Genomic DNA, 20,021 nt, shown 5'->3' with positions numbered 1-20,021 from the left:
AGTTTTTAAATTCTGTCTTAGATTTCGTATCCCCCAATTTTCCGTGATGAGCCGGATTTAACGGGTGCCGCCATTACGGCAGGAACGGCAGAAAGCACACAGCTGCAGCCCGGGGAAACTATTACGCTGCTGTATAGCGGCAAAGGCATTACCACTGCGGGCGCTTCCCTATCTATGCTGGAGGGGAAAAATAAGGTCATTGATCCGGGCATGGTAACCCGTACAGTGGATATTAAAAAGGACGGGGAGAATGCCCTTTCCCTCTACATTCCAGAGGACAGTGTGGCCACCCTGTCTGAAGATACCAAGCTGTTGGCAGAAACCCGGGCGGCAGGGACGGCTCTATTGTGGAACGGCGGTGCTGCGGCCTCCACTACGGCCTATTCTGATGCAGTTTCCGCCTATGCCAGCGGCGGCGATGCCAGTTATGTACCCTACGTTTCCCTGGGCGGGTTTAGTCTCCGGAATGAGACAGGTTCCTACGTAGATACCAAGGGTCTTACGGCCAACCTGGGCTTTGTGAAGCGCTGGGAGGCAGAAAAGCATACGGATACCCTGATGCCCTTCTTTGAATACGGCGCCAGCAACTACACCAGCCACCTGGACGATGGCGCCCGGGCGGACGGGAAGCAGCATTACATCGGCGGCGGGGTGCTGCTGCGCCGGGATAATACCGATGGTCTGCACTACGAAGCTATGGTCCGGGCCGGCAGGCTGCACGGGGATTTTGCCGGGATTATGGAAGGCTATCATTCTTCCTACAACAGCAATGCACCGTACCTGGCGGCCCATGCTGGAATTGGAAAACTGTTTAAACAGAAAGACAACAGCGTAGATGTATACGGGAAGTTCTTCTGGACCCATCTGGGCAGCGATTCTGCCACTATCCATAACAGCCTTGGCCAGGCCCAATACGATTTTGCTGCTGTAAATTCCTACCGGACCCGGTTGGGCGTTCGGTACACCAAAAATCAGCCCTATCACTCTGCCTTCTACGCAGGGCTGGGCTGGGATTATGAGTTTGACGGAGAGGCCAAAGCAAGTTATCGGAATTTCAACACTCCTTCCCCCAGCACCAAGGGCTCCAGCGGCTTTGTGGAACTGGGCTGGCAGAGCAGGAGTACCAAGGAGAACCCCTGGGGCGCTGATGTGCACGTGACTGGTTGGGTCGGAAAGCAGAGAGGGATTGTGTATGGAGTGGGGGTGACGAGAGCTTTGTAGCGGTCAAGGGACTATTGGCGTAGGAGCCCTCCAGATAGCTTGGCTGAACCCCATCCCGGCATTGCCGCCGGCAATGCCACCCTTCCCCTTCTCCTGTTCGCACCAAGTGGCGAACAGGTAAGTGGAAGGCAGGCGGCCTGCGGCCGCAAATGCAATATCACTCCATTGATAATAATATAATAATTTTGCTATTTTATTTCGAATGATTGATGTAATATCTTTCCGTTGAAACTCTCATCGTCACCTTCCGGTGACACCTCTTTAGTGGTTCGCCGTGCTCCAATCAGCAGCGTCCTTACAATTAGAAACTTTCTCCGTCAGCCTAGCGGCTGCCACCTCCTTAGTGGTTCGCGGCTCGCTGCGCAGCTACGTCCTACGGACTTGCTTTGCAGGCCGCTATCACATGGCTCACATTAGCCAAGAGCCATTTGAAAATCTGTCTGGCTCTTGGATGTGAGCGCAACGCTTGAAGGAGGCATGCCAACCACGGCTATCACATGGCTCGCGTGTACCAAACAGCTTTAGAATATCTGTGGCGCTGTTTGGACGCGACCGCAACACTTGATGAAGGAAGCACCTTCCCACACTTGGACTACTGTTGGTGTGGGAAGGCAGGCGGCCGGGGGGCCGCAATACTTGGAAGAAAAAGACAAATATAGTTATATTGATGCTTATTTTTTGAACTCTCTTCGACGCCTACCGGCGCCACTTCCCTAGTGGTTCGCTGCTAGCCAGAGTGGTTCGCGGCTCGCTGCGCAGCTTCACCCTGCGAGTTCGCTTTGCAGGCCGCTATCACATGGCTCATATTATCCAATTCTCTGCGGCTTGCAGCCTTGATAATTGGATATGAGCGCATTATTTTCGCCCTACGGGCTCAATTCCTGGGCAGCTATCACATGGCTCGCGTGTGCCAAACGGCTTTAATAATACCTGTGGCGCCGTTTGAACGCGACCGCAACTCTTGATGGAAGTCAACAGATATGTACTACCACATTTCTAAAACAACATTCTTTCTGAGCACAACGTGGTGGTATATAAGCAGAATAAAGTATCTTATTATTGCGAATTGTATTTAGTACCTGACCTCGCGCGCAAGCGGGCGCAGGTGGCACCGGCCCTTCCCGTCGCACGTTGTGCGACACCCTCCCCGTGAACGTTGAGGGTTATAAGACGGAGAGTGTTCCTCTATCGGCACCTGTGGTGCCTCTTTCCCCGCAGGGGAAAGCTTGTCCCTAGCTGGGGCTAGTGCTGACCGTGGGGCTGCGGGACAACTTTGCTATTGGTGATGTTAAGCGACATTATAGACCTGGTGCCGGGTATCCCCGCTCAGTCAACGGGTGTAGTGCGGCTTGGCCCGCTGGGGCAGTTGGGCGGTGGTCCGGTATGCCGGGGTTAACGCAAATATCCATTTTGGGATGCTTAGGGGCATTGCTGGTGGTTTTGTGAAGGGATTGGTCTTGGAAGGGGAACTGGGGAGGTGCTGAGGGCTTTTCGGGCTGGGGGCTGTTTTTGGTCATCATATTGGCTGATTTATTTTTGCGGCGGAGGGGGGTATGGTTGTTGTTTTATGGACGGACATCCTGTAAAATAACAGGTGTAATGTACACCCGGGGTGGAAGGGCCACCGGATGGCTCCGCCGGGGATTCTGGTATTGCAAGGAGGGTAAGGTATGACGCCTGAACAAGAGAAAATCTACTATGACAAAATGGAACAGAATTTTCCGCATTTTTTGTCCGCCATGGAAAAATTGGTGGCTATTCCCAGTTATCTGGAGGAGGATACGTATCCCCAGGTAACCAGTCTGCATGAGGTGCTGGCGGCGACGCTGGAGCTGCTGCAGGAGATGGGGTACAAGACCTATGCGGATCCGGAAGGGTACTATGGCTATGCAGAAATTGGCCAGGGGGACAAGCTGATTGGGATTCTGGGTCACTTGGACGTGGTGCCGCCGGGTATGCTGGACGACTGGAAGTCGGATCCTTTTACGGTAACCTACCGGGACGGGAAGGCCTACGGCCGGGGCGTCCAGGACGACAAGGGGCCTACGCTGACGGCGATTTATGCGGTGAAGGCGCTGCTGGACTGCGGCTTTAAGCCCAACTACCGGCTGCGGTTTATTTTCGGCACGGACGAGGAAAATCTGTGGCGGGGCATCAAGCAGTATATGGCTAAGGAGGAGAAGCCGGACTTTGGGTTTACGCCGGATTCGGTTTTCCCGCTGATTTATGCGGAAAAAGGGGTACTGGAATGCTTCCTGAAGGCGCCCAATACCAGCGGGCTGACCTTTAAGGCCGGGGATGCCTTTAACGTGGTTCCTTCCTATGTGCAGGCGCCGGCTTCGGAAGCGCTCCGGGGGGCGCTGGACTGCCTGGGCTATGAGTACCGGGACGAAGGGGAAACCTTCGGCATTTTGGGCAAGAGCATCCACGCCAAGGATGCGGAGCAGGGCATCAACGCCATTCAGCGGTATCTGCTGGCCCTGGACAAGATGGGGCATCCTACCAAGGCGGGAAATTTTGTCAAGGACTGCCTGGACGGCCACAAGTTTGCGGAACCGATTTTTGGGGAAGTCAAAGATGAGGCTTCTGGGGAACTGAAATTCAACCTGGGCAAAATTGAACTGACGGACAAAGAGGAAATTCTGTCCATTGATATGCGGCTGCCGGTCACCTGCCCCAAGGAGCAGATTGTGGAGGCGCTGACCAAAAAGGCTGCGGAATTTGGCTTTGTCTATGAGGAATACGATTGGCTGAAGCCGGTGTATCTGCCCCTGGATTCGCCCATTATCCAAAAGCTCACGGCGTCCTACGTGGAAGCTACCGGGGATACGGTGAACCAGCCCATCAGCAGCGGCGGGGCTACCTACGCTCGGGCCATGGACAACTGTGTGGCCTACGGGGTGATTTTGCCCGGGGTGGAAAAGAGCGAACACCAGCCCAACGAGAACATGGTGGTGGACGAATTTAAGACGGCCATGAAAATCTATATCCACACCTTTGTGAACTTCAATAAGGACTAATCTTTTCCCAAAATGCACAGAAAGAAGGCGGTTGTATGGCTGAACCGAAGAAAGCAAGAAAAATGCTCAGTTCTTATTCCATTGTTTTTATTTTCCTGATTATCACGGCCATTTTGACCTGGTTCGTGCCCCAGTCCGTGGTGGTCAGCCATGACGGCACCAAGGAAATCATTTTTAACGCCATTATGGTCAAGGGCAAGGTGGTAACAGGGCAGGGGCTCCAGCCCATGGGCCTGTGGGATGTGATCATGGCTCCGGCCCGGGGCTTTGTGAAGGCGGCTCCGGTGGGCTTTGCCATTTTGATGGCCGGCGCCTTCCTGCATATTCTGAACTATGTGGGGGCTATGAACGCCGGGATTGGCTGGCTGCTGAAGCGGTTTACGGGCAAGGCTCTGATTGTGGTGCTGATGTTTGTTTCCGCTCTGTTTGGGGCAGTGTACGGGCTGTGGGAAGAGATTCCTGCCTACTCCATGGCGGTGGTGCCTCTGTTTGTGCTGGCAGGGTATGACGTGATTACCGGTATTGCGGTGCTGTTTGTAGGGGCTACCGCCGGGAACATGGCCAGCGTGGTGAACCCCTTCTCCCTGGGGGCTGCGGTAGGGGCCATCGGCAACGAAAGCCTGTCCCTGGGCAGTGGCATTGTGCTGCGGCTGGTGATTTTTGCGGTGCTGGATATTATTGGCACGGTGTATGTGCTGCGCTATGCGGCCCGGGTCAAGGCGGACCCCACCAAGTCCATTGTGTACGGGGTGCCGGTGCATACGCTGGTGGAGGAGGACCACAAGGAGGAAGAATTTACCAGCCAGAAGGCCTGGTCCATTGGGCTTTTGCTGGTCATTATCCTGGCTTTGGTCTGCGGGTATATTCCCTGGGATTCCATCAAATTTGCTGACGGCAGCAACATGAAGACGCTCATCAACCTGCCCTTTACTTCTCTGGCCAAGGTGCCGGTGCTGGGCAATCTGTTGGGGCTGGGCCATTATACCCATTTTGGGGATTGGTACTTTGAGGAATTTTCCTTTGTGTTCCTGTTTGGGGCGCTGCTGTTGGGCTTCATCAACAAGATTCCGGAAGAACGGTTTGTGAAGGAATTTGTGGCCGGCGCCAGCGACCTGCTGGGCGTGGTGCTGGTACTGACGGTGGCCAACGGGATTTCCGTCATCATGGGTACCAAGACGGCTGGCATGTCCGTGACCTTCGTGTACTGGATTCAGAACGCTCTGGCCGGAGTACCGTCCTGGGCGTTTGCCATTGCGGCTACTGCGGCTTATGTGGGCATCGGGTTCTTTATGCAGTCCACCAGCGGCGTGGCAGGGATTACCATGCCCATTCTGGGGGCTGTGGCCTATGCGCTGTTCCAGTCGGCGCCCATTGGGTCCATTGGCGGCCAGGTGCTGCTGATTGCCTGCTTTACCATTGGGCTGAACTTCACGTCTTCGTTCTATCCCAGTGCTACTAACATGGGGACCCTGGAACTGTACAAGATTCCCTATAACATCTGGTTGGGCTTTATTTTGAAGATTTCCCTTGTGATGCTGGTGGCCGGCGTGGCTATTGTGTCCGTGGCTCCTATGATTGGACTGCTGTAGGGGGAAGGAAATACAAAATTAAAGCACAACACACAAACTCCTGCCTGGACGGAATCTGGGCAGGAGTTTGTATGTTGTGCTGTTGGTGCGGTCAGCGGACCTGAAGTGATGTGGTGCCGGGTATCCACTCAGTGGTTCGCGGCAAACCGCTTAGTTGCGCCTTTCAGGCTTACTTCGCGGGCCGCTATCACAGGGGTCGTATATTCCATTTCTCTACGGCCAAGACCTTGAGAAATGGATACAACTCCCTCAGTCATCCTACGGTGACAGCTCTCCCAGCGGTTCGCGGCTCGCTGCGCAGCTGCGTCCTGACGGACTTGCTTTGCAGGCCGCTATCGCATGGGCCTTATTGACCAAACATCCCCTTGCAGAAGTTGTCGGGCTGTTTGGATGCGGCCGCATAGAGGCGAGGAGCCTTTAAGGGTTGGTGCGGTCGGCAGACTGTTAGTGGAGGTCAGTCCCATCCGCCTTCCTAACGTCAGGCACCTTCCCGCACTTGGATTGCTGTTGGTGCGGGAAGGCAGGCGGCCGGGAGGCCGCAAAACCGAGGATGAACTTCGGTTATACCCTTTTGTCGCCACTGCGGGCGACATTTTCCCAAGGGGAAAGTCCGTCCCCATTTGGGGCTAGTGCGGACCGTCAGGTAGTCCAACCAGGTCAAAGTTTCCAACGTAATTACTTTTAGCTGGAGAAAACTCGGTACCGGATTTTTGGTCGTGCGGTCGGCGGAGTGTAGTGCGGGGCCGAATTATAAACTTCCTCAGTCATCCCTGCGGGCTGACAGCCCCTTCACGTTTGAAGGGGCCGGTCTTAGGCCCATACTGGTCATGTGCGAAACGAGTATAGGAAAAGAAGTCATAGTACGTAGAGAAGTGCAATAACCCTCTTTGTCATTTGACCAGTAGATGAATGGAATGCTTTCTGAGTGGTTCGCCGTGCTCCATCCTCCTTCACCCTGGGGGCTTGCTTCTTGGACTGCTATCACATGGCTCGCGTGTACCAAACAGCTTCTAGAATAGCTGTGACGCTGTTTGGACGCGAACGCAACGCTTGATGAAGGCAATTAAGAAAATAATTGCCGACCTTCCCCCACTTGGACTGCTGATGGTGGTGGAAGGCATGCGGCCGGGGGCCGCAAAAAAACGGGTGGCCCTCTGGGTAACTTTGATATTGGTGCGGTCAGCGAACTTCCTGGCGATGGTGCAGGGTATCCCCGCTCAGTCACCTACGGTGACAGCTCCCCCCTAAAGGTTGGAGCCTTTAAAGGGTCGTGCGGGCTGGTGGTTTTGTTTATCCATGCAAAAAATGCATCACTATATCTAGCGGGTACAATAGGATGACACAAATTTGTTAAGTCAGGGTGGGGGAGACGTGCTATAATAGAATGTAACGTGAAATTTTTGTCTAGGTAAAGTAATCTGCTTTGGGCAGGCTTTACTTTTAAGGGGGGATTATCATGGTTTCTGAGAAAATGTATGAATTGGGTACCAAAAAATCCACGATTCGCACGATTTTTGAATATGGCCGGAAACGGGCTGCGGAAGTGGGGGAAGAAAATATCTGCGACTTCAGCTTGGGCAATCCCAATGTACCGGCTCCTGAATACATCAAGCAGGCGGTGCTGGATATTATGACGGAACTGCCGCCTCAGGCCATTCACAGCTACACGGTGGCTGCCGGCAACCCGGAAGTGCGGGAAACGCTGGCCAAGGATATCAACAGACGGTTTGGCACGGATTTTACCGGGGCTAACCTGTTTATGGTAGGCGGCGCTGCGGCTGCTATTTCCATCTGTTTCAAGGCACTGGCAGAAGACGGGGACGAGTTCATTGCGCTGGCTCCTTTCTTCCCTGAATATCGCTGCTTTGTAGAGTCCACCGGTGCCAAGCTGGTGGTAGTCCCGGCACAAACCGAGGATTTCCAAATTGACTTCGACGCTTTTGAAAAGGCGGTAACGCCTCACACCAAAGGGGTCATTGTCAATTCCCCCAATAACCCCAGCGGGGTGGTGTATTCGGAAGCGACCATCAAGAAACTGGCCCAAATTCTCGCGGCCAAGGAAAAGGAATATGGCCATCCGATTTTCATCATTGCCGATGAACCGTACCGGGAAATCGTTTATGATGACGTGGTGGTTCCGTATATTCCCAACTACTACGACAACACGTTGGTGTGCTACTCCTACAGCAAATCCTTCTCCCTGCCGGGCGAACGGATTGGGTATGTGGTAGTGCCCAATAAGGTGGCGGATTTTGGCCGGGTGTACGGCGCTATTGCCGGGGCTGGCCGGGTGATGACCCACGTGAATGCGCCTTCTCTGTGGCAGCTGGTGGTGGCCCGCTGCGCTGGGAAACCGTCCAATGTGGAACCCTACAGAAGAAACGGCGAACTGCTGTACAAGGGCCTGAAAGAGGCTGGCTTTACGGTGTTAAAGCCACAGGGTGCCTTCTATCTGTTCCCCAAATGTCTGGAAAAAGACGACTATGCTTTCTGTGAACGGGCCAAGAAGTATGATCTGCTGCTGGTACCGGGCACGGACTTTGGCTGCCCTGGGTATTTCCGGGCCAGCTACTGCATTAACTACGATACCATCAAAAAGTCCCTGCCGCTGTTTAAGAAGCTGGCGGAGGAATATAAGAAGTAATCCGTTTGTTGTGAGGGGCAATAAACTATAGGCCTGGTGCCGAGTATCCCCGAGCGGTTTGCCGTATTCTGTAGTGGTTCGCAGCTGGCTGTTTAGCTGCACGTAAAGAGCTTGATTCACAGGCTGCTAACACAGGGCTCGCATTAGCCAAGAGTCCTTTGCTAAACTGTGTACTCCTGGCTGCAGCCGCATAAAAGGGAGAGCTTCAATGGTTCTGTTCGTTGACAGTATTCTGCAAATTTAATATAATTTACGAATGCTTAGCTGACATTCTCCAGCATTGTCTATTGCGGGCAAGCTGAAAAGTATTGACGATTGGGAGAGAATAAATTTCATGAAATATTTATCTGGTAACGAAATTCGACAAAAATATCTGGACTTTTTTGCGGCCCGGGGGCATCTGGTTCTGCCCAGCGCCTCTTTGATTCCTCACGATGACCCGTCCCTGCTGCTGATTGGTGCCGGCATGGCTCCGTTTAAGCCTTTCTTTACGGGCAAGCAGAAACCGCCTTCTCCGCGGATTACCACCTGCCAAAAGTGCGTGCGTACCGGGGATATTGAAAACGTGGGTCATACGGCTCGGCACCATACGTATTTTGAAATGCTGGGCAACTTCTCCTTTGGGGACTATTTCAAGAAGGAAGTGATTCCCTGGGCTTGGGAATTTCTGACCAAGGAATTGGAACTGCCGGCTGATAAGCTGTGGGTTACCATTTATCCCAAGGATGATGAAGCGTATGATATTTGGCATAATGTAGTGGGTGTGCCCGATGAACGGATTGTCCGCCTGGAAGAAAACTTCTGGGAAATCGGCACTGGCGGCCCCTGCGGTCCTGACTCCGAAATTCATATCGACCTGGGTGCGGACCGGGGCTGCGGCAGACCGGATTGTGGTCCTGACTGCGACTGCGGCCGTTTCCTGGAACTGTGGAACCTGGTATTTACCCAGTTCAACAAGAACGAGGACGGCAGCTACACGCCGCTGCAGCATAAGAATATTGATACCGGTGCTGGTCTGGAACGGCTGGCTTCCGTATTGCAGGGCAAACCGTCCAACTTTGAGACGGACCTGATTTTCCCGATTATTGAATACGCCTGCAAGGTGTCCGGCAAGACCTACAATGCAGATCCCAAGGATGATGTTTCCCTGAAGGTCATTGCCGACCATGCCAGAAGCGTTACCTTTATGGTCAGCGATGGCATCCTGCCCTCCAACGAGGGCCGGGGCTACGTGCTGCGCCGGGTACTGCGCCGGGCCATTCGTCACGGCCGTCTACTGGGCATCACCAAGAAGTTCTTGGTAGGGGCAGCCGACCTGGTTATCGATATGTACGGTGACCACTATACGGAACTGCGGGAAAAGAAGTCCTATATTGAAAAAGTCATCGACATGGAAGAAAGCTCCTTTATGCAAACCCTGGAACAGGGCACCAATCTGCTGAACGAAAAGATTGCAGAAATGAAAGCCCAGCATTCCACCGTACTGAAGGGGACAGATGCCTTTAAGCTGTACGATACCTTTGGGTTCCCCTGGGAACTGACGGCAGAAATCCTGGAAGAACAGGGCTACACCATGGACAAGGAAGGCTTTGACGCCGCCATGGCGGAACAGAAGGAAAGAGCCCGTTCTGCCCGGAACGACAAAGCCGGCCGTCCGGTGCTGTACAACACCCGGGGCCTGGACCTGGGCAAACTGACGGTACAGGAAGACAGCAAGGACGGGGTTATCAAAGCCATTTTCCCGGCTTACGATACCAATCCTATTGAAAAGGGTGAACAGGGCGATGAACTGGCCCTGATCCTGGACAACACGGCTTTCCACGCAGAAGGGGGCGGCCAGCTGGGAGATACCGGCCGGCTGGTATCCGATGCAGGCATTTTTGATGTAACCGACACCAAGAAACTGCCGGATGGCACTACGGTGCAAATTGGTACCGTGGCCGACGGCACCCTGAAGCTGGGGGACGCTGTCCGTTTTGAAGTGAACCTGAAGAGACGGGCGGACATTGCCCGGAACCATACGGCCACCCATTTGCTCCACGCAGCCCTGAAACAGGTGCTGGGCAGCCATGTAAACCAGGCTGGCAGCTATGTGGGCCCGGACCGTCTGCGTTTTGACTTCTCCCACTTCTCTCCTGTAACGGAAGAAGAACTGCTGCAGGTGGAAGATATTGTCAACGAGAAGATTCTGGATGCCGTGGATGTGGAAATCACGGAACAGGAATTGAAGAAAGCCAAGGAAATGGGTGCTATGGCCCTGTTTGGCGAAAAGTATGGCGACATTGTCCGGGTAGTCAATGTACCGGGCTACAGCATGGAACTGTGCGGCGGCGTACACGTTTCCAATACGGCCCATATCGGCCTGTTCAAGATTCTGTCCGAATCCAGCGTGGGTGCTGGGGTACGGAGAATCGAAGCTGTTACCGGCCGGGGCGCTTTGGCCTACACCCGGGAAATGGAAGAATTAATCGGTGATGCTTCTGCTGTTGTGAAGGCTAGACCCAATACCCTGGTCAGCCGGATTGAAGCCCTTCAGGATGAACTGAAGGCAGAGAAGCACAAGGGCGAAGAGCTGGAACGGAAGATGGTGGCTGCGGCTGCTGAAAACGTAACGGCTTCTGCCAAGGACGTAAAGGGTGTGCCGGTGCTGGTACAGGAAGTTAAGACCCAGGACGTGGACAGCCTGCGTCAAATGGGGGATACCCTCCGGGATAAGGTTGGCGGCGTTGTGGTCCTGGCTGCTCCGGTAGCGGCCGACAAGGTCAACGTGCTGGTTATGGCTACCAAGGATGCCGTGAAGAAGGGCGTCCATGCTGGCAAAATCGCCAAAGGGGTTGCCCAGGTTATGGGCGGCAACGGCGGCGGCCGTCCGGATATGGCCCAAGCCGGCGGCAAGGATGCTTCCAAAGTACAGGAAGCACTGGACAAGGCCTGGGGACTGGTTGAAGAACTGATTCACTAAGAAGGTGCTGGATATGGATTCAAAAGTCAAATTGGGTAATGCCATTCATGATCTTTTGGAAGAAAAGGAATTGGACAAGATTACCCGGGAGGAAATCCTCCAAAAAGCTGGTGTAAGCGAAGCGGAGTTCGAAAAGTATTTCCACTCCAACGTTGAATTGGCCCACTGGGAATATCTTCACATCCTGTCCCTGCACGGGAAGGAAATCCTGGGTGCCAGCTGCTGGTCCGAAGCTTTGTACCGGAAATTTTTGGTGTATGATCTGCATTTGAAGTTTCTCCAGAATTTGTATAAAAGCAAGGATGTGGAAGCCATCCGGGTCACCAATCGGCGCTTTGTGCGGGATGCTTACAACATGATGCTGCGCAAGGCCGGGGCAGATCTGGATAATCCCCATATCCAATTCGCCGTGGAAATGGTGGTTGTCGGCGGCGAGGAAATTACCATGCGGTGGGTTATGGAAGGCATGAAGGTGCCTATCGAAGTCATGCTGGTATTGTTCCAGGAATCCATTCCACTTTGTATCAGTCAATATTTCTATTAAGAACGGGGAGTTTTGCCCCCGCAGGTGCAGGAAGCAGCGGGCGGCCGGGGAGAATTTGTACCAGCTGCCGCTGCCTGCGGGTAAGACGGAGTGTTGCTTTTTGGTGACACTCCCGTTTTGCTACCTGCATGCTGCACGCAAAACCTGAGGAGGGATTAACAATGTCTCAAACAACGCAAGAAACTACTATGTTTAAACCGGTTCCGGAGTCCAAGTCCGTGGCGGAAACCATTCTGGAGGTGGCGGCTGCCTTAAAGGAAAAGGGCTACAATCCCATTGACCAGCTGGCCGGCTACCTGCTCAGCGGGGATCCTGCCTATGTGACCAGCTACAAGGATGCCCGGCTGAAGATTCGCCGGTTTGAACGGTATGAATTGATTGAAGCCCTGCTCCAGGCCTATTTGCAGGAACAAACCGGCAAATGAGGATCATGGGGTTGGACCTGGGAACAAAAACCATTGGCGTAGCAGTCAGTGATGAAACGGGCTTCATTGCCCGGGGGATTGAAACCATCCACCGACGGAGCCTGGAAAAAGATTTAGAACGTCTGGCCGAGCTGGTACAGGCGGAAGACGTGGGGGCGTTTGTACTGGGCTACCCCAAAAATATGAACGGTACAGTAGGAGAGCGGGCCAAAGCCAGCGAAGCTTTTGCCGAGATACTGAAAGAACGGTTTCCCAGCCTTCCCGTAACCTTATGGGATGAGCGCCTTTCTACAGTGGCAGCTGAAAAAGTATTGATTCAGGCTGATCTCCAGAGAAAAAAACGCAAGAAAATCATTGATATGATGGCCGCGGTAGTGATACTGCAAAATTATCTGGATAGCCAAAGGAGGCTGTAACATGGAAGACAAGCGGGATTTAATCGACACGGAAGACCAGGAACCCATTGTTGTCATTACCGATGAGGAAGGCAACGAAACCTATTACCTTGAGGAAATGGTGATTCCGGTAAACAACAAGAACTTTGCCATTCTGACCCAGATTCCTGAAGACGAAAACAGCGAGGACGAGGAAGAAGCGGAAGACAACTGCATCATCGCCCGCATTGAATTTGACGAAAACGGCGATCCGACCTACCTGGATCCCACCGATGAAGAGTTCGACCTGGTGGCGGAAGCCTATAACCAGATGATGGACGACCTGGAAAAAGAATAAAAAGGAACTGATCCGGATGTTTAAGAAATTTGTGCCGATTGTGGCGGCGCTTCTATTGGCTTCCCTTTTTGGCGTGTATTGGTATTTCAACTATTTCAACAATAACGCCGCCTTGGCTACGGGGCAGAAGGTGCAGTTTACCGTAACCCAGGGAATGACCACTTCGGAAATCGCCACCATGCTCCATAAGCTGCGGCTGATCAATACCCCGGAATCTTTCCGCCTGGCGGCCAAGTTCCGTGGACTGGACAGTCACTTGCAGGCCGGCAACTACGAAGTGGTGGCTGGGATGTCGGATAAGGAAATCATTGAGATCCTGTCCAAAGGGAAAGTCCGCTACAACAAATTCACCGTTCCGGAAGCAACCACCATCAACCAGATTGCCGCCAAACTCCAGGAAGAGCATCTGGGCAGTGCAGACGCCTTTAAGGCCGCTGCCAAGAATTACACCCCCTATGAATATATGGAGACCAACAACCCCGATGTAGTCTACAAGGCGGAGGGCTTTGTATGTCCGTCCACCTACTACCTGCCGGAAAACGCCAGCGAAAAGGATATCCTCACCATGATGGTCCGGGAATTCAACAAGGAGCTGACGCCGGAAGTACGGGAAGACATCAAAAACAGCAAGATGCCGCTGCGGAGCATTGTGAACCTGGCGGCCATGGTGGAGGAGGAAGCCACCTTCAAGGAAGAGATGCCCCTGATTGCCGGGGTATTCCTGAAGCGCCTCCAGATGGGGATGCCCATCCAGTCCGACACCACCATCCAATATATTCTGGGGTCCCAAAAGAAGGAAATCACCTTTGAGGACCTGAAAATCGAATCCCCTTATAACACCTATCTTCATAAGGGACTGCCGCCGGGACCCATTGCCAATCCCAGCCTGGAAGCCATTGAGGCGGTGCTCCATCCGGTGAAGACCGATTATCTGTACTTTGTGGCGGATAAGCAGGGTCACCATCATTTCACTCGGACTTATGAGGAACATTTGGAAATGATCAAGAAGATTAATGGAGAAGCAGCACAGTGAGTAAACCAGAATTATTGGCTCCTGCCGGGAGCCTGGAAAAAGGAAAAATAGCATTGCTCTACGGGGCAGATGCCATCTATCTGGGCGGTAAAGCCTTTGGCCTGCGAGCATTCGCGGCCAATTTTTCTTTGGAGGAAATCCGGGAAATGACGGCCTTCGCCCACAAGCTGGGGCGGAAGGTGTACGTCACCGTGAACATCGTGCCCCACGATGAGGACCTGCCGGGGCTGCCCCAGTACCTGAAGGACCTGGAGGACGCCCAGGTGGACGGCCTTCTGATTTCCGACCTGGGGGTCTGGGCCATTGCCCGGAAAACCGTGGACCAAAGCAAGGTGGAGCTCCACGTCAGCACCCAGGCCAACGTCACCAACTCTGCCGCCGCCAAGGCCTGGGAAGACCTGGGGGCGGATCGGGTGGTTCTGGCCCGGGAATTGTCCATTCCGGAAATTGCCCAAATCCACCAGAACGTCAAGGCGGACCTGGAAGTGTTTGTGCACGGCGCCATGTGCATTTCCCATTCCGGCCGCTGCCTGTTGAGCAACTACTTTACCGGCCGGGACAGCAACCGGGGGGCCTGTGCCCAGGTGTGCCGCTGGGAATTCAGCCTGGTGGAAAAGAACCGGCCGGGACAGGCTTTTGACATTGCGGAAGATGAGCGGGGTACCTACATTATGAATTCCAAGGACCTGTGCCTCATTGACCACCTGCCGGAGCTTATGGCGGCCGGGGTCCGGAGCCTGAAGATTGAAGGCCGGATGAAGAGCATCCACTACGTGGCCTCGGTGGTCAGCGTCTACCGGAAGGCCATTGACGCCTGCTACGCAGACCCGGAGCATTATCAGGTGCAGGAAGCCTGGCGGCAGGAACTGGAGAAAATGTCCCACCGGCCCTACACCACGGGCTTTGCCCTGGGGCAGCCGGGACCGGAAGACCAGGTATACAGCACGTCTTCCTATGAACAGACTGCAGATTTTGTGGGCCTCATTCAGGGCTATGACCCGGAAACGGGCCGGGTGACTATTGAACAGCGGAACCATGTGAAGGAAGGAGAGCGTTTGGAAATCCTGAATCCGGACGGGGAAATCTTTGCCTGGACGGTAACGGAAATGCAAAACGACCAGGGAGAACCCATTACGGCAGCTCCCCACGCCCAGATGATTTACACTGCCAAAGGGGATTCCCGGATGGAACCCTGGTCCCTGGTTCGGCGGCTCAAGGAAAAAAACTAAGAACTCTCGGAGAAATACTTGATTTTACCGGGCTTTTAAGAGTAAAATAGATTGGTCAGACTTGTCTATAACAACTACAACTATCTTTTGACAGGGAGACGATAGAATGAGCGCACTGGAAAAATTACGTTCCTTTCTGGAACAGCAGCAGGTAACGGGCATTTTTATCAAGGGAGATTCCTCCATCCGGTACTTTACCGGCTTTACCGGCGGTGAAAGCCTTCTCTATGTGGACGGTAAGCGTCAGGTACTGATTACGGATTCCCGCTATACGCTGCAAGCCAGCCAGCAGGCTCCGGAATGTGAAATTATGGAGCACAAGCATGGCTTCTGGCCGGAAGCGGCCAAGCTGGTACAGAAGGGCTGCCTGGCCCTGGACGGGGATTACTTCTCCTACACCCAGCAGCAGGAGCTGGCCAAGGCACTGCCGGAGGTCACCTGGAAAAGCGTGAACCTGGTAGGCCTGCGTGCCGTAAAAACTCCGGAAGAACTGAAAATCATCCGTAAGGCCATTGCCATTTCCGATGAAGCCTTTATGCAGCTTTTGCCCCATATCAAAGTGGGTCGGGCCGAATGTGACCTGGCTGCAGAGCTGGAATACAACATGCGGAAACTGGGGGCTGCAAAAACTTCTTTTGACACCATTGTGGCTTCAGGCAAACGGAGCGCACTGCCCCATGGGGTAGCGTCCAGCAAGCTGGTGGAAACAGGAGATTTTGTCACCTTCGACTTTGGCTGCATCTATGAGGGCTACTGCTCCGATATCACCCGCACGGTGGTCATGGGCAAGGCAGCTCCCTGGCAAAAGGAAATCTATAACATCGTCCTGGAAGCCCAGCTCCTGGGTGAAAAGGTGCTGCGGCCCGGTCTTACCGGTGCCAGCGTTGACCAGACGGTGCGGGACTACATTACGGAAAAGGGCTATGGGCAGTATTTTGGCCACGGCCTGGGCCATGGTGTAGGCCTGGATATCCACGAGAAACCGGTACTGAACAAGTCCAATTTGGAACCGCTGCCGGTGAATGCCATCGTTACCGATGAGCCGGGCATCTACCTGCCGGATAAAGGCGGCGTACGCATTGAGGATACCGTACTGGTAACCGAGAACGGCTGTGAACCTCTCACTTCCGTTCGCAAAGATCTGTTAGAACTTTAAAATACTATAAACGAAAATTTTTGGAGGTTGTACTTATGATTTCTACTAACGATTTTAAAACTGGCGTAACTGTTGAAATTGACGGCGATGCATGGCAGGTCGTTGAATTCCAGCATGTAAAACCGGGTAAAGGCGCTGCTTTCGTACGGGCTAAAATGCGCAACCTGTGCACCGGCGCTGTGGTTGAGCGGACCTTCAACGCTGCTGAACGTCTGCAAAACGCCGTGGTTGAACGGAAAGAAATGCAATACCTGTACCAAGCTGATGAGAACTACGTTTTCATGGACAACGAAACCTACGAACAGCTGGAACTGAACAAGGATCAGCTGGGCAATGCCTTGAACTTCCTGAAAGAAAATATGGATGTTAAGGTTATTACTTTCAAGGATCGCGTCCTGGGCGTTGAACTGCCCAACACCGTAGAACTGACCGTAGTAGAAACCGAACCGGGCATCAAAGGCGATACCGCTACTGGCGGCAGCAAGAACGCCAAAATGGATACCGGCTATGTGGTTAAGGTTCCCCTGTTCATCAATGAAGGCGATGTGCTGAGAATTGATACCCGCAGCGGTGAATACATTGAAAGAGCATAAAAATCAGAAAACGAGCCTGCGACTTGGGCTCGTTTTTTTTACCATTTGAGGAATTCCTATGAAAACGATTTATTTGGTGCGTCATGGCGAAACCGAAGCCAACCGGCAGGGGGTGCTCCAGGGCTGGAACAACAATCCTTTGGACGCCGCCGGCCACAAGCAGGCAGAAGGCCTGGTGCTCCGGGCTTCCCGGGTGCCGTTGGAAACCATCTACGTTTCGGATCTCATCCGCACCCAGGAAACGGCGGCCCCTTTGGCCAGGGCTAGGGGAATGGAGCCGGTAATCCTGCCGGGACTACGGGAAATTTCCTTTGGCCGGTGGGAAGGGCTTACCTTCTGCCAGCTGCGCCGGGAGGAACCGGAACTTTTGGAATGCATCTTTATCACGCCCACCAAGGCCGATGTGGAGGCACCGGAAACCCTGGAGGCTTCCCAGGAGCGGGGCTGGGCGGCACTAACACAGATTACCCGGGACCTGGAGGAAGACAAGAACTGTCTGGTGGTCTGCCACGGGGCGCTGATTCGTCTGCTCCTGTGCCGGATTCTCAGTATGCCCATTGATGCCATGTGGCGGCTGTCCCTGGACAACACGGCGTCCTGCAAAGTGGTCTACACCCAGGAGTTTGGCTACCGGGTAGAAACCATGAATGCTTTAGGCTTTTTATAAGGGAATATTCGTATCTAAAATGCTTGGGTTTGCCCTTTGCCCCTTTACGGCATTTTTGCTATAATATCTTTATCTGTACAAATATAAGTTGGGAGAGATTTCTATTTTAGAATTTAAGCATATAAATATAGAGGATAAACCGATATTCGATGATTATTTTTCGGAAGAGGATTACCATGCTTCCGAATGCTGTTTCGGTTCCATCTTCATCTGGCGGGGGTGCTACGATACGTACTGGGCCATTTCCCATGGCTGCCTGCTGCTGAAGGTAACGGTAAACGGCAATACATTCATGCTGCCGCCTTTTGGCGGGGTCAGTGAAGATCTGCCCAAGGTACTGGATGCTCTGAAGGAATACTTCGGCGGCCCCTTTGAAATCCACGGGGTTTACGAACATACCCTGGAACGGTTCCAAAAGTACCTGCCAGAACTGACGGGCTTTGTGGAAGACCGGGATAACTGGGATTATGTGTATCTCCAGGAAAAACTGGCTACCCTGTCCGGCCGGAAATACCATCAAAAGAAGAACCATTACAACGCCTTTGTGAAGGAACATCCGGATTATGTCTATGAGACCATTACGGAAGCCAACAAGGACGAATGCATTGCTTTTGGCAAGGCCTGGTGCGCGGAGCGGGAGAAAACCGACCCGTCCATTGCCTGTGAATCCTGTGCCATTGAAGAAGGCCTGAACAACATGGAAAGACTGAACATTCGGGGCGGGCTGATCCGTCTGGATGGGCAGGTCAAAGCTTTCTCCTTTGGGGAAAAAGGCGGCCAGGATACGGCTGTCATCCATGTGGAAAAGGCGGACGCCGATATCCGGGGCCTGTTTACGGCCATCAACAAGGAATTTGTGGATCATGAATGGAAAGACGTGACCTACATCAACCGGGAAGAGGATATGGGCAAGGAAGGCCTGCGCAAGGCCAAAGAATCCTATAAACCGGAATTTATGGTGAAAAAGTACTCTACCAAAGTGCTGTAATCGTTGTAAAAGAGGGGCAATTATGGACTTTCGCTTGCTGAATCAGGAGACTCTGCCCCAGGCGGCGTCTCTTTGGGATTTTTGCTTTGAAAAGAAGGGAACACCTTTCTATGAATGGTACTTTTCCCAGTACTGTTTGAAGCAGAACCGGATTTTGGGCGGCTTTGACCAGGACAAACTGGTTACCATGCTCCACCTGAATCCCTACGAACTGCTGGTCCGGGACCGGGCCTGGAAGGTGCCCTACATTGTAGGGGTGGCTACAGAACCGGCCTTTCGGGGCAATCATGTGATGGGCCAGCTGATGGACACGGCCTTTACCATGCTCCGGGCCCTGAAGGTGCCCTTTGTAATCCTGATGCCCATTTACGCCGGCATCTACCAGCCCTATGGGTTCCAATACACCCATCTGCGCAAGGAATACAAGTTGCCGCTAGCAGGGCTTGAACCTGCCCGGACCTTGCTTCCCAGCTTTACGGCGGAGCGGGTGGACACCCTGGGGGCGGAACCGCTCCTGGCACCGGTGTATGCCAAGACTATGGAAAGCTACCACGGCTACGTGCTGCGGTCGTCCCAGAACTGGCAGAACTTCCTTATTACGGCGGCCCAGGAAAACGTGGAAACGGTGGTGGTCCGGGAAAACGGCACGCCCCGGGGCTACGCCCTGTACAGCCGGGAAGGGACCACGGTGAAGGTACTGGAGGCCCTGGCCATCGACCCGCCGGCCAAGCTGCGGCTTCTGCAGTATTTTAAGGGTCTTGCCGGAACGTACCAGGAGCTGGAGTATCTGGCGCCCGGTGACGACCTGACCTATCTGACGCTGCCGGACCAGAGCCTGGCCCCCAAGCTGGCACCCTTTATGATGGGGCGGGTGATTGATGCTGCCGCCATCCTGAAAAAGCTAAGCGTTCCCAAGGAACTGGAAGGCCGGGAGTTCATCCTGGGCCTGAAGGACGAACAGATTGCTCTCAATACCTTGCTGGTCAAGGTGCAGCTTACGCCCCAGGGGGTGCAGCTGCTGAATACGGTGGAGGAGCCCAACGTGCTGATGGACGTGGGAACCTTTACCCAGCTGTTCTTTGGTACCTATTCTGTCCAAACCCTGCTCCAGGCAGGTATGCTTTTTGCTGCTGATGCTTCCGCTGAGGATACACTAGCCAAATTATTCCCACAGCAGAACAATTTCATAAACGAGTACTTTTAAGGGAGACTGGAGAC

16 protein-coding genes are annotated in these 20,021 nt (G+C 53.5%); all 16 read left to right on the top strand.

Going from position 1 to position 20,021, the window contains the following annotated elements; translation table 11 throughout:
* Positions 1 to 210: 210 nt before the first annotated feature.
* The 16 genes from DW089_RS07185 to eis all read left to right on the top strand — a co-directional run bounded on the left by DW089_RS07185 (position 211) and on the right by eis (position 20,007).
* Positions 211 to 1,221 (top strand): hypothetical protein, encoded by a 1,011-nt coding sequence (locus DW089_RS07185; protein ID WP_199614659.1) that lies wholly within the window; start codon positions 211 to 213, stop codon positions 1,219 to 1,221.
* A 1,670-nt stretch (positions 1,222 to 2,891) separates the two neighbouring features.
* The gene (locus DW089_RS07180; protein ID WP_105325382.1) at positions 2,892 to 4,241 is read left to right on the top strand and encodes a Sapep family Mn(2+)-dependent dipeptidase; all 1,350 of its coding nucleotides are present in this window, start codon (positions 2,892 to 2,894) and stop codon (positions 4,239 to 4,241) included.
* Between the two features lie 35 nt (positions 4,242 to 4,276).
* Positions 4,277 to 5,830 (top strand): YfcC family protein, encoded by a 1,554-nt coding sequence (locus tag DW089_RS07175; RefSeq protein ID WP_105325383.1) that lies wholly within the window; start codon positions 4,277 to 4,279, stop codon positions 5,828 to 5,830.
* A gap of 1,456 nt (positions 5,831 to 7,286) precedes the next feature.
* Positions 7,287 to 8,474 (top strand): pyridoxal phosphate-dependent aminotransferase, encoded by a 1,188-nt coding sequence (locus DW089_RS07165; protein WP_105325384.1) that lies wholly within the window; start codon positions 7,287 to 7,289, stop codon positions 8,472 to 8,474.
* Between the two features lie 334 nt (positions 8,475 to 8,808).
* Positions 8,809 to 11,436, top strand: coding sequence for an alanine--tRNA ligase (gene alaS, locus DW089_RS07160; RefSeq protein WP_105325385.1), 2,628 nt, complete (start codon positions 8,809 to 8,811; stop codon positions 11,434 to 11,436).
* 13 nt (positions 11,437 to 11,449) lie between these two features.
* The gene (locus DW089_RS07155) at positions 11,450 to 11,980 is read left to right on the top strand and encodes a TetR-like C-terminal domain-containing protein (protein ID WP_105325386.1); all 531 of its coding nucleotides are present in this window, start codon (positions 11,450 to 11,452) and stop codon (positions 11,978 to 11,980) included.
* Between the two features lie 161 nt (positions 11,981 to 12,141).
* On the top strand, positions 12,142 to 12,405 hold the full coding sequence (locus DW089_RS07150; RefSeq protein WP_105325387.1) for an IreB family regulatory phosphoprotein: 264 nt from the start codon (positions 12,142 to 12,144) through the stop codon (positions 12,403 to 12,405).
* Positions 12,402 to 12,821 (top strand): Holliday junction resolvase RuvX, encoded by a 420-nt coding sequence (ruvX, locus tag DW089_RS07145; RefSeq protein ID WP_105325388.1) that lies wholly within the window; start codon positions 12,402 to 12,404, stop codon positions 12,819 to 12,821. Before DW089_RS07150 ends, ruvX begins: the two co-directional genes overlap by 4 nt.
* 1 nt (position 12,822) lies before the next feature.
* Complete coding sequence (locus DW089_RS07140; protein WP_118286986.1) at positions 12,823 to 13,137, top strand: DUF1292 domain-containing protein; 315 nt, start codon at positions 12,823 to 12,825, stop codon at positions 13,135 to 13,137.
* Positions 13,138 to 13,153: 16 nt separating this feature from the next.
* Positions 13,154 to 14,170, top strand: coding sequence for an endolytic transglycosylase MltG (mltG, locus tag DW089_RS07135; protein WP_105325390.1), 1,017 nt, complete (start codon positions 13,154 to 13,156; stop codon positions 14,168 to 14,170).
* Positions 14,167 to 15,399 carry a U32 family peptidase gene (locus DW089_RS07130; RefSeq protein WP_105325391.1) on the top strand — a complete coding sequence of 411 codons (1,233 nt, stop codon included), beginning with the start codon at positions 14,167 to 14,169 and terminating at the stop codon, positions 15,397 to 15,399. The genes mltG and DW089_RS07130 overlap by 4 nt, the downstream gene beginning before the upstream one ends.
* A 106-nt stretch (positions 15,400 to 15,505) precedes the next feature.
* Entirely contained in the window at positions 15,506 to 16,555 is a 1,050-nt protein-coding gene (locus tag DW089_RS07125) for an aminopeptidase P family protein (protein WP_105325392.1), read from the top strand.
* A 35-nt stretch (positions 16,556 to 16,590) separates the two neighbouring features.
* Positions 16,591 to 17,148, top strand: coding sequence for an elongation factor P (gene efp, locus DW089_RS07120; protein WP_105325393.1), 558 nt, complete (start codon positions 16,591 to 16,593; stop codon positions 17,146 to 17,148).
* Between the two features lie 58 nt (positions 17,149 to 17,206).
* Complete coding sequence (locus tag DW089_RS07115; protein ID WP_118286985.1) at positions 17,207 to 17,815, top strand: histidine phosphatase family protein; 609 nt, start codon at positions 17,207 to 17,209, stop codon at positions 17,813 to 17,815.
* Positions 17,816 to 17,903: 88 nt separating this feature from the next.
* Positions 17,904 to 18,803 (top strand): DUF2156 domain-containing protein, encoded by a 900-nt coding sequence (locus DW089_RS07110; protein ID WP_231086309.1) that lies wholly within the window; start codon positions 17,904 to 17,906, stop codon positions 18,801 to 18,803.
* Between the two features lie 22 nt (positions 18,804 to 18,825).
* Positions 18,826 to 20,007: an enhanced intracellular survival protein Eis gene (gene eis / locus DW089_RS07105; RefSeq protein WP_105325395.1), complete on the top strand. Its 1,182-nt coding sequence runs from the start codon at positions 18,826 to 18,828 to the stop codon at positions 20,005 to 20,007.
* The last annotated feature ends 14 nt before the right edge of the window (positions 20,008 to 20,021 follow it).

The sequence above is a fragment of the Acidaminococcus sp. AM05-11 genome (genome assembly GCF_003472805.1).
In the GTDB taxonomy this organism is placed as follows: Bacteria; Bacillota; Negativicutes; order Acidaminococcales; family Acidaminococcaceae; genus Acidaminococcus; species Acidaminococcus hominis.
Note: the sequence above shows the minus strand (reverse complement) of the source record. Positions and strands in the feature narration are given on the sequence as shown.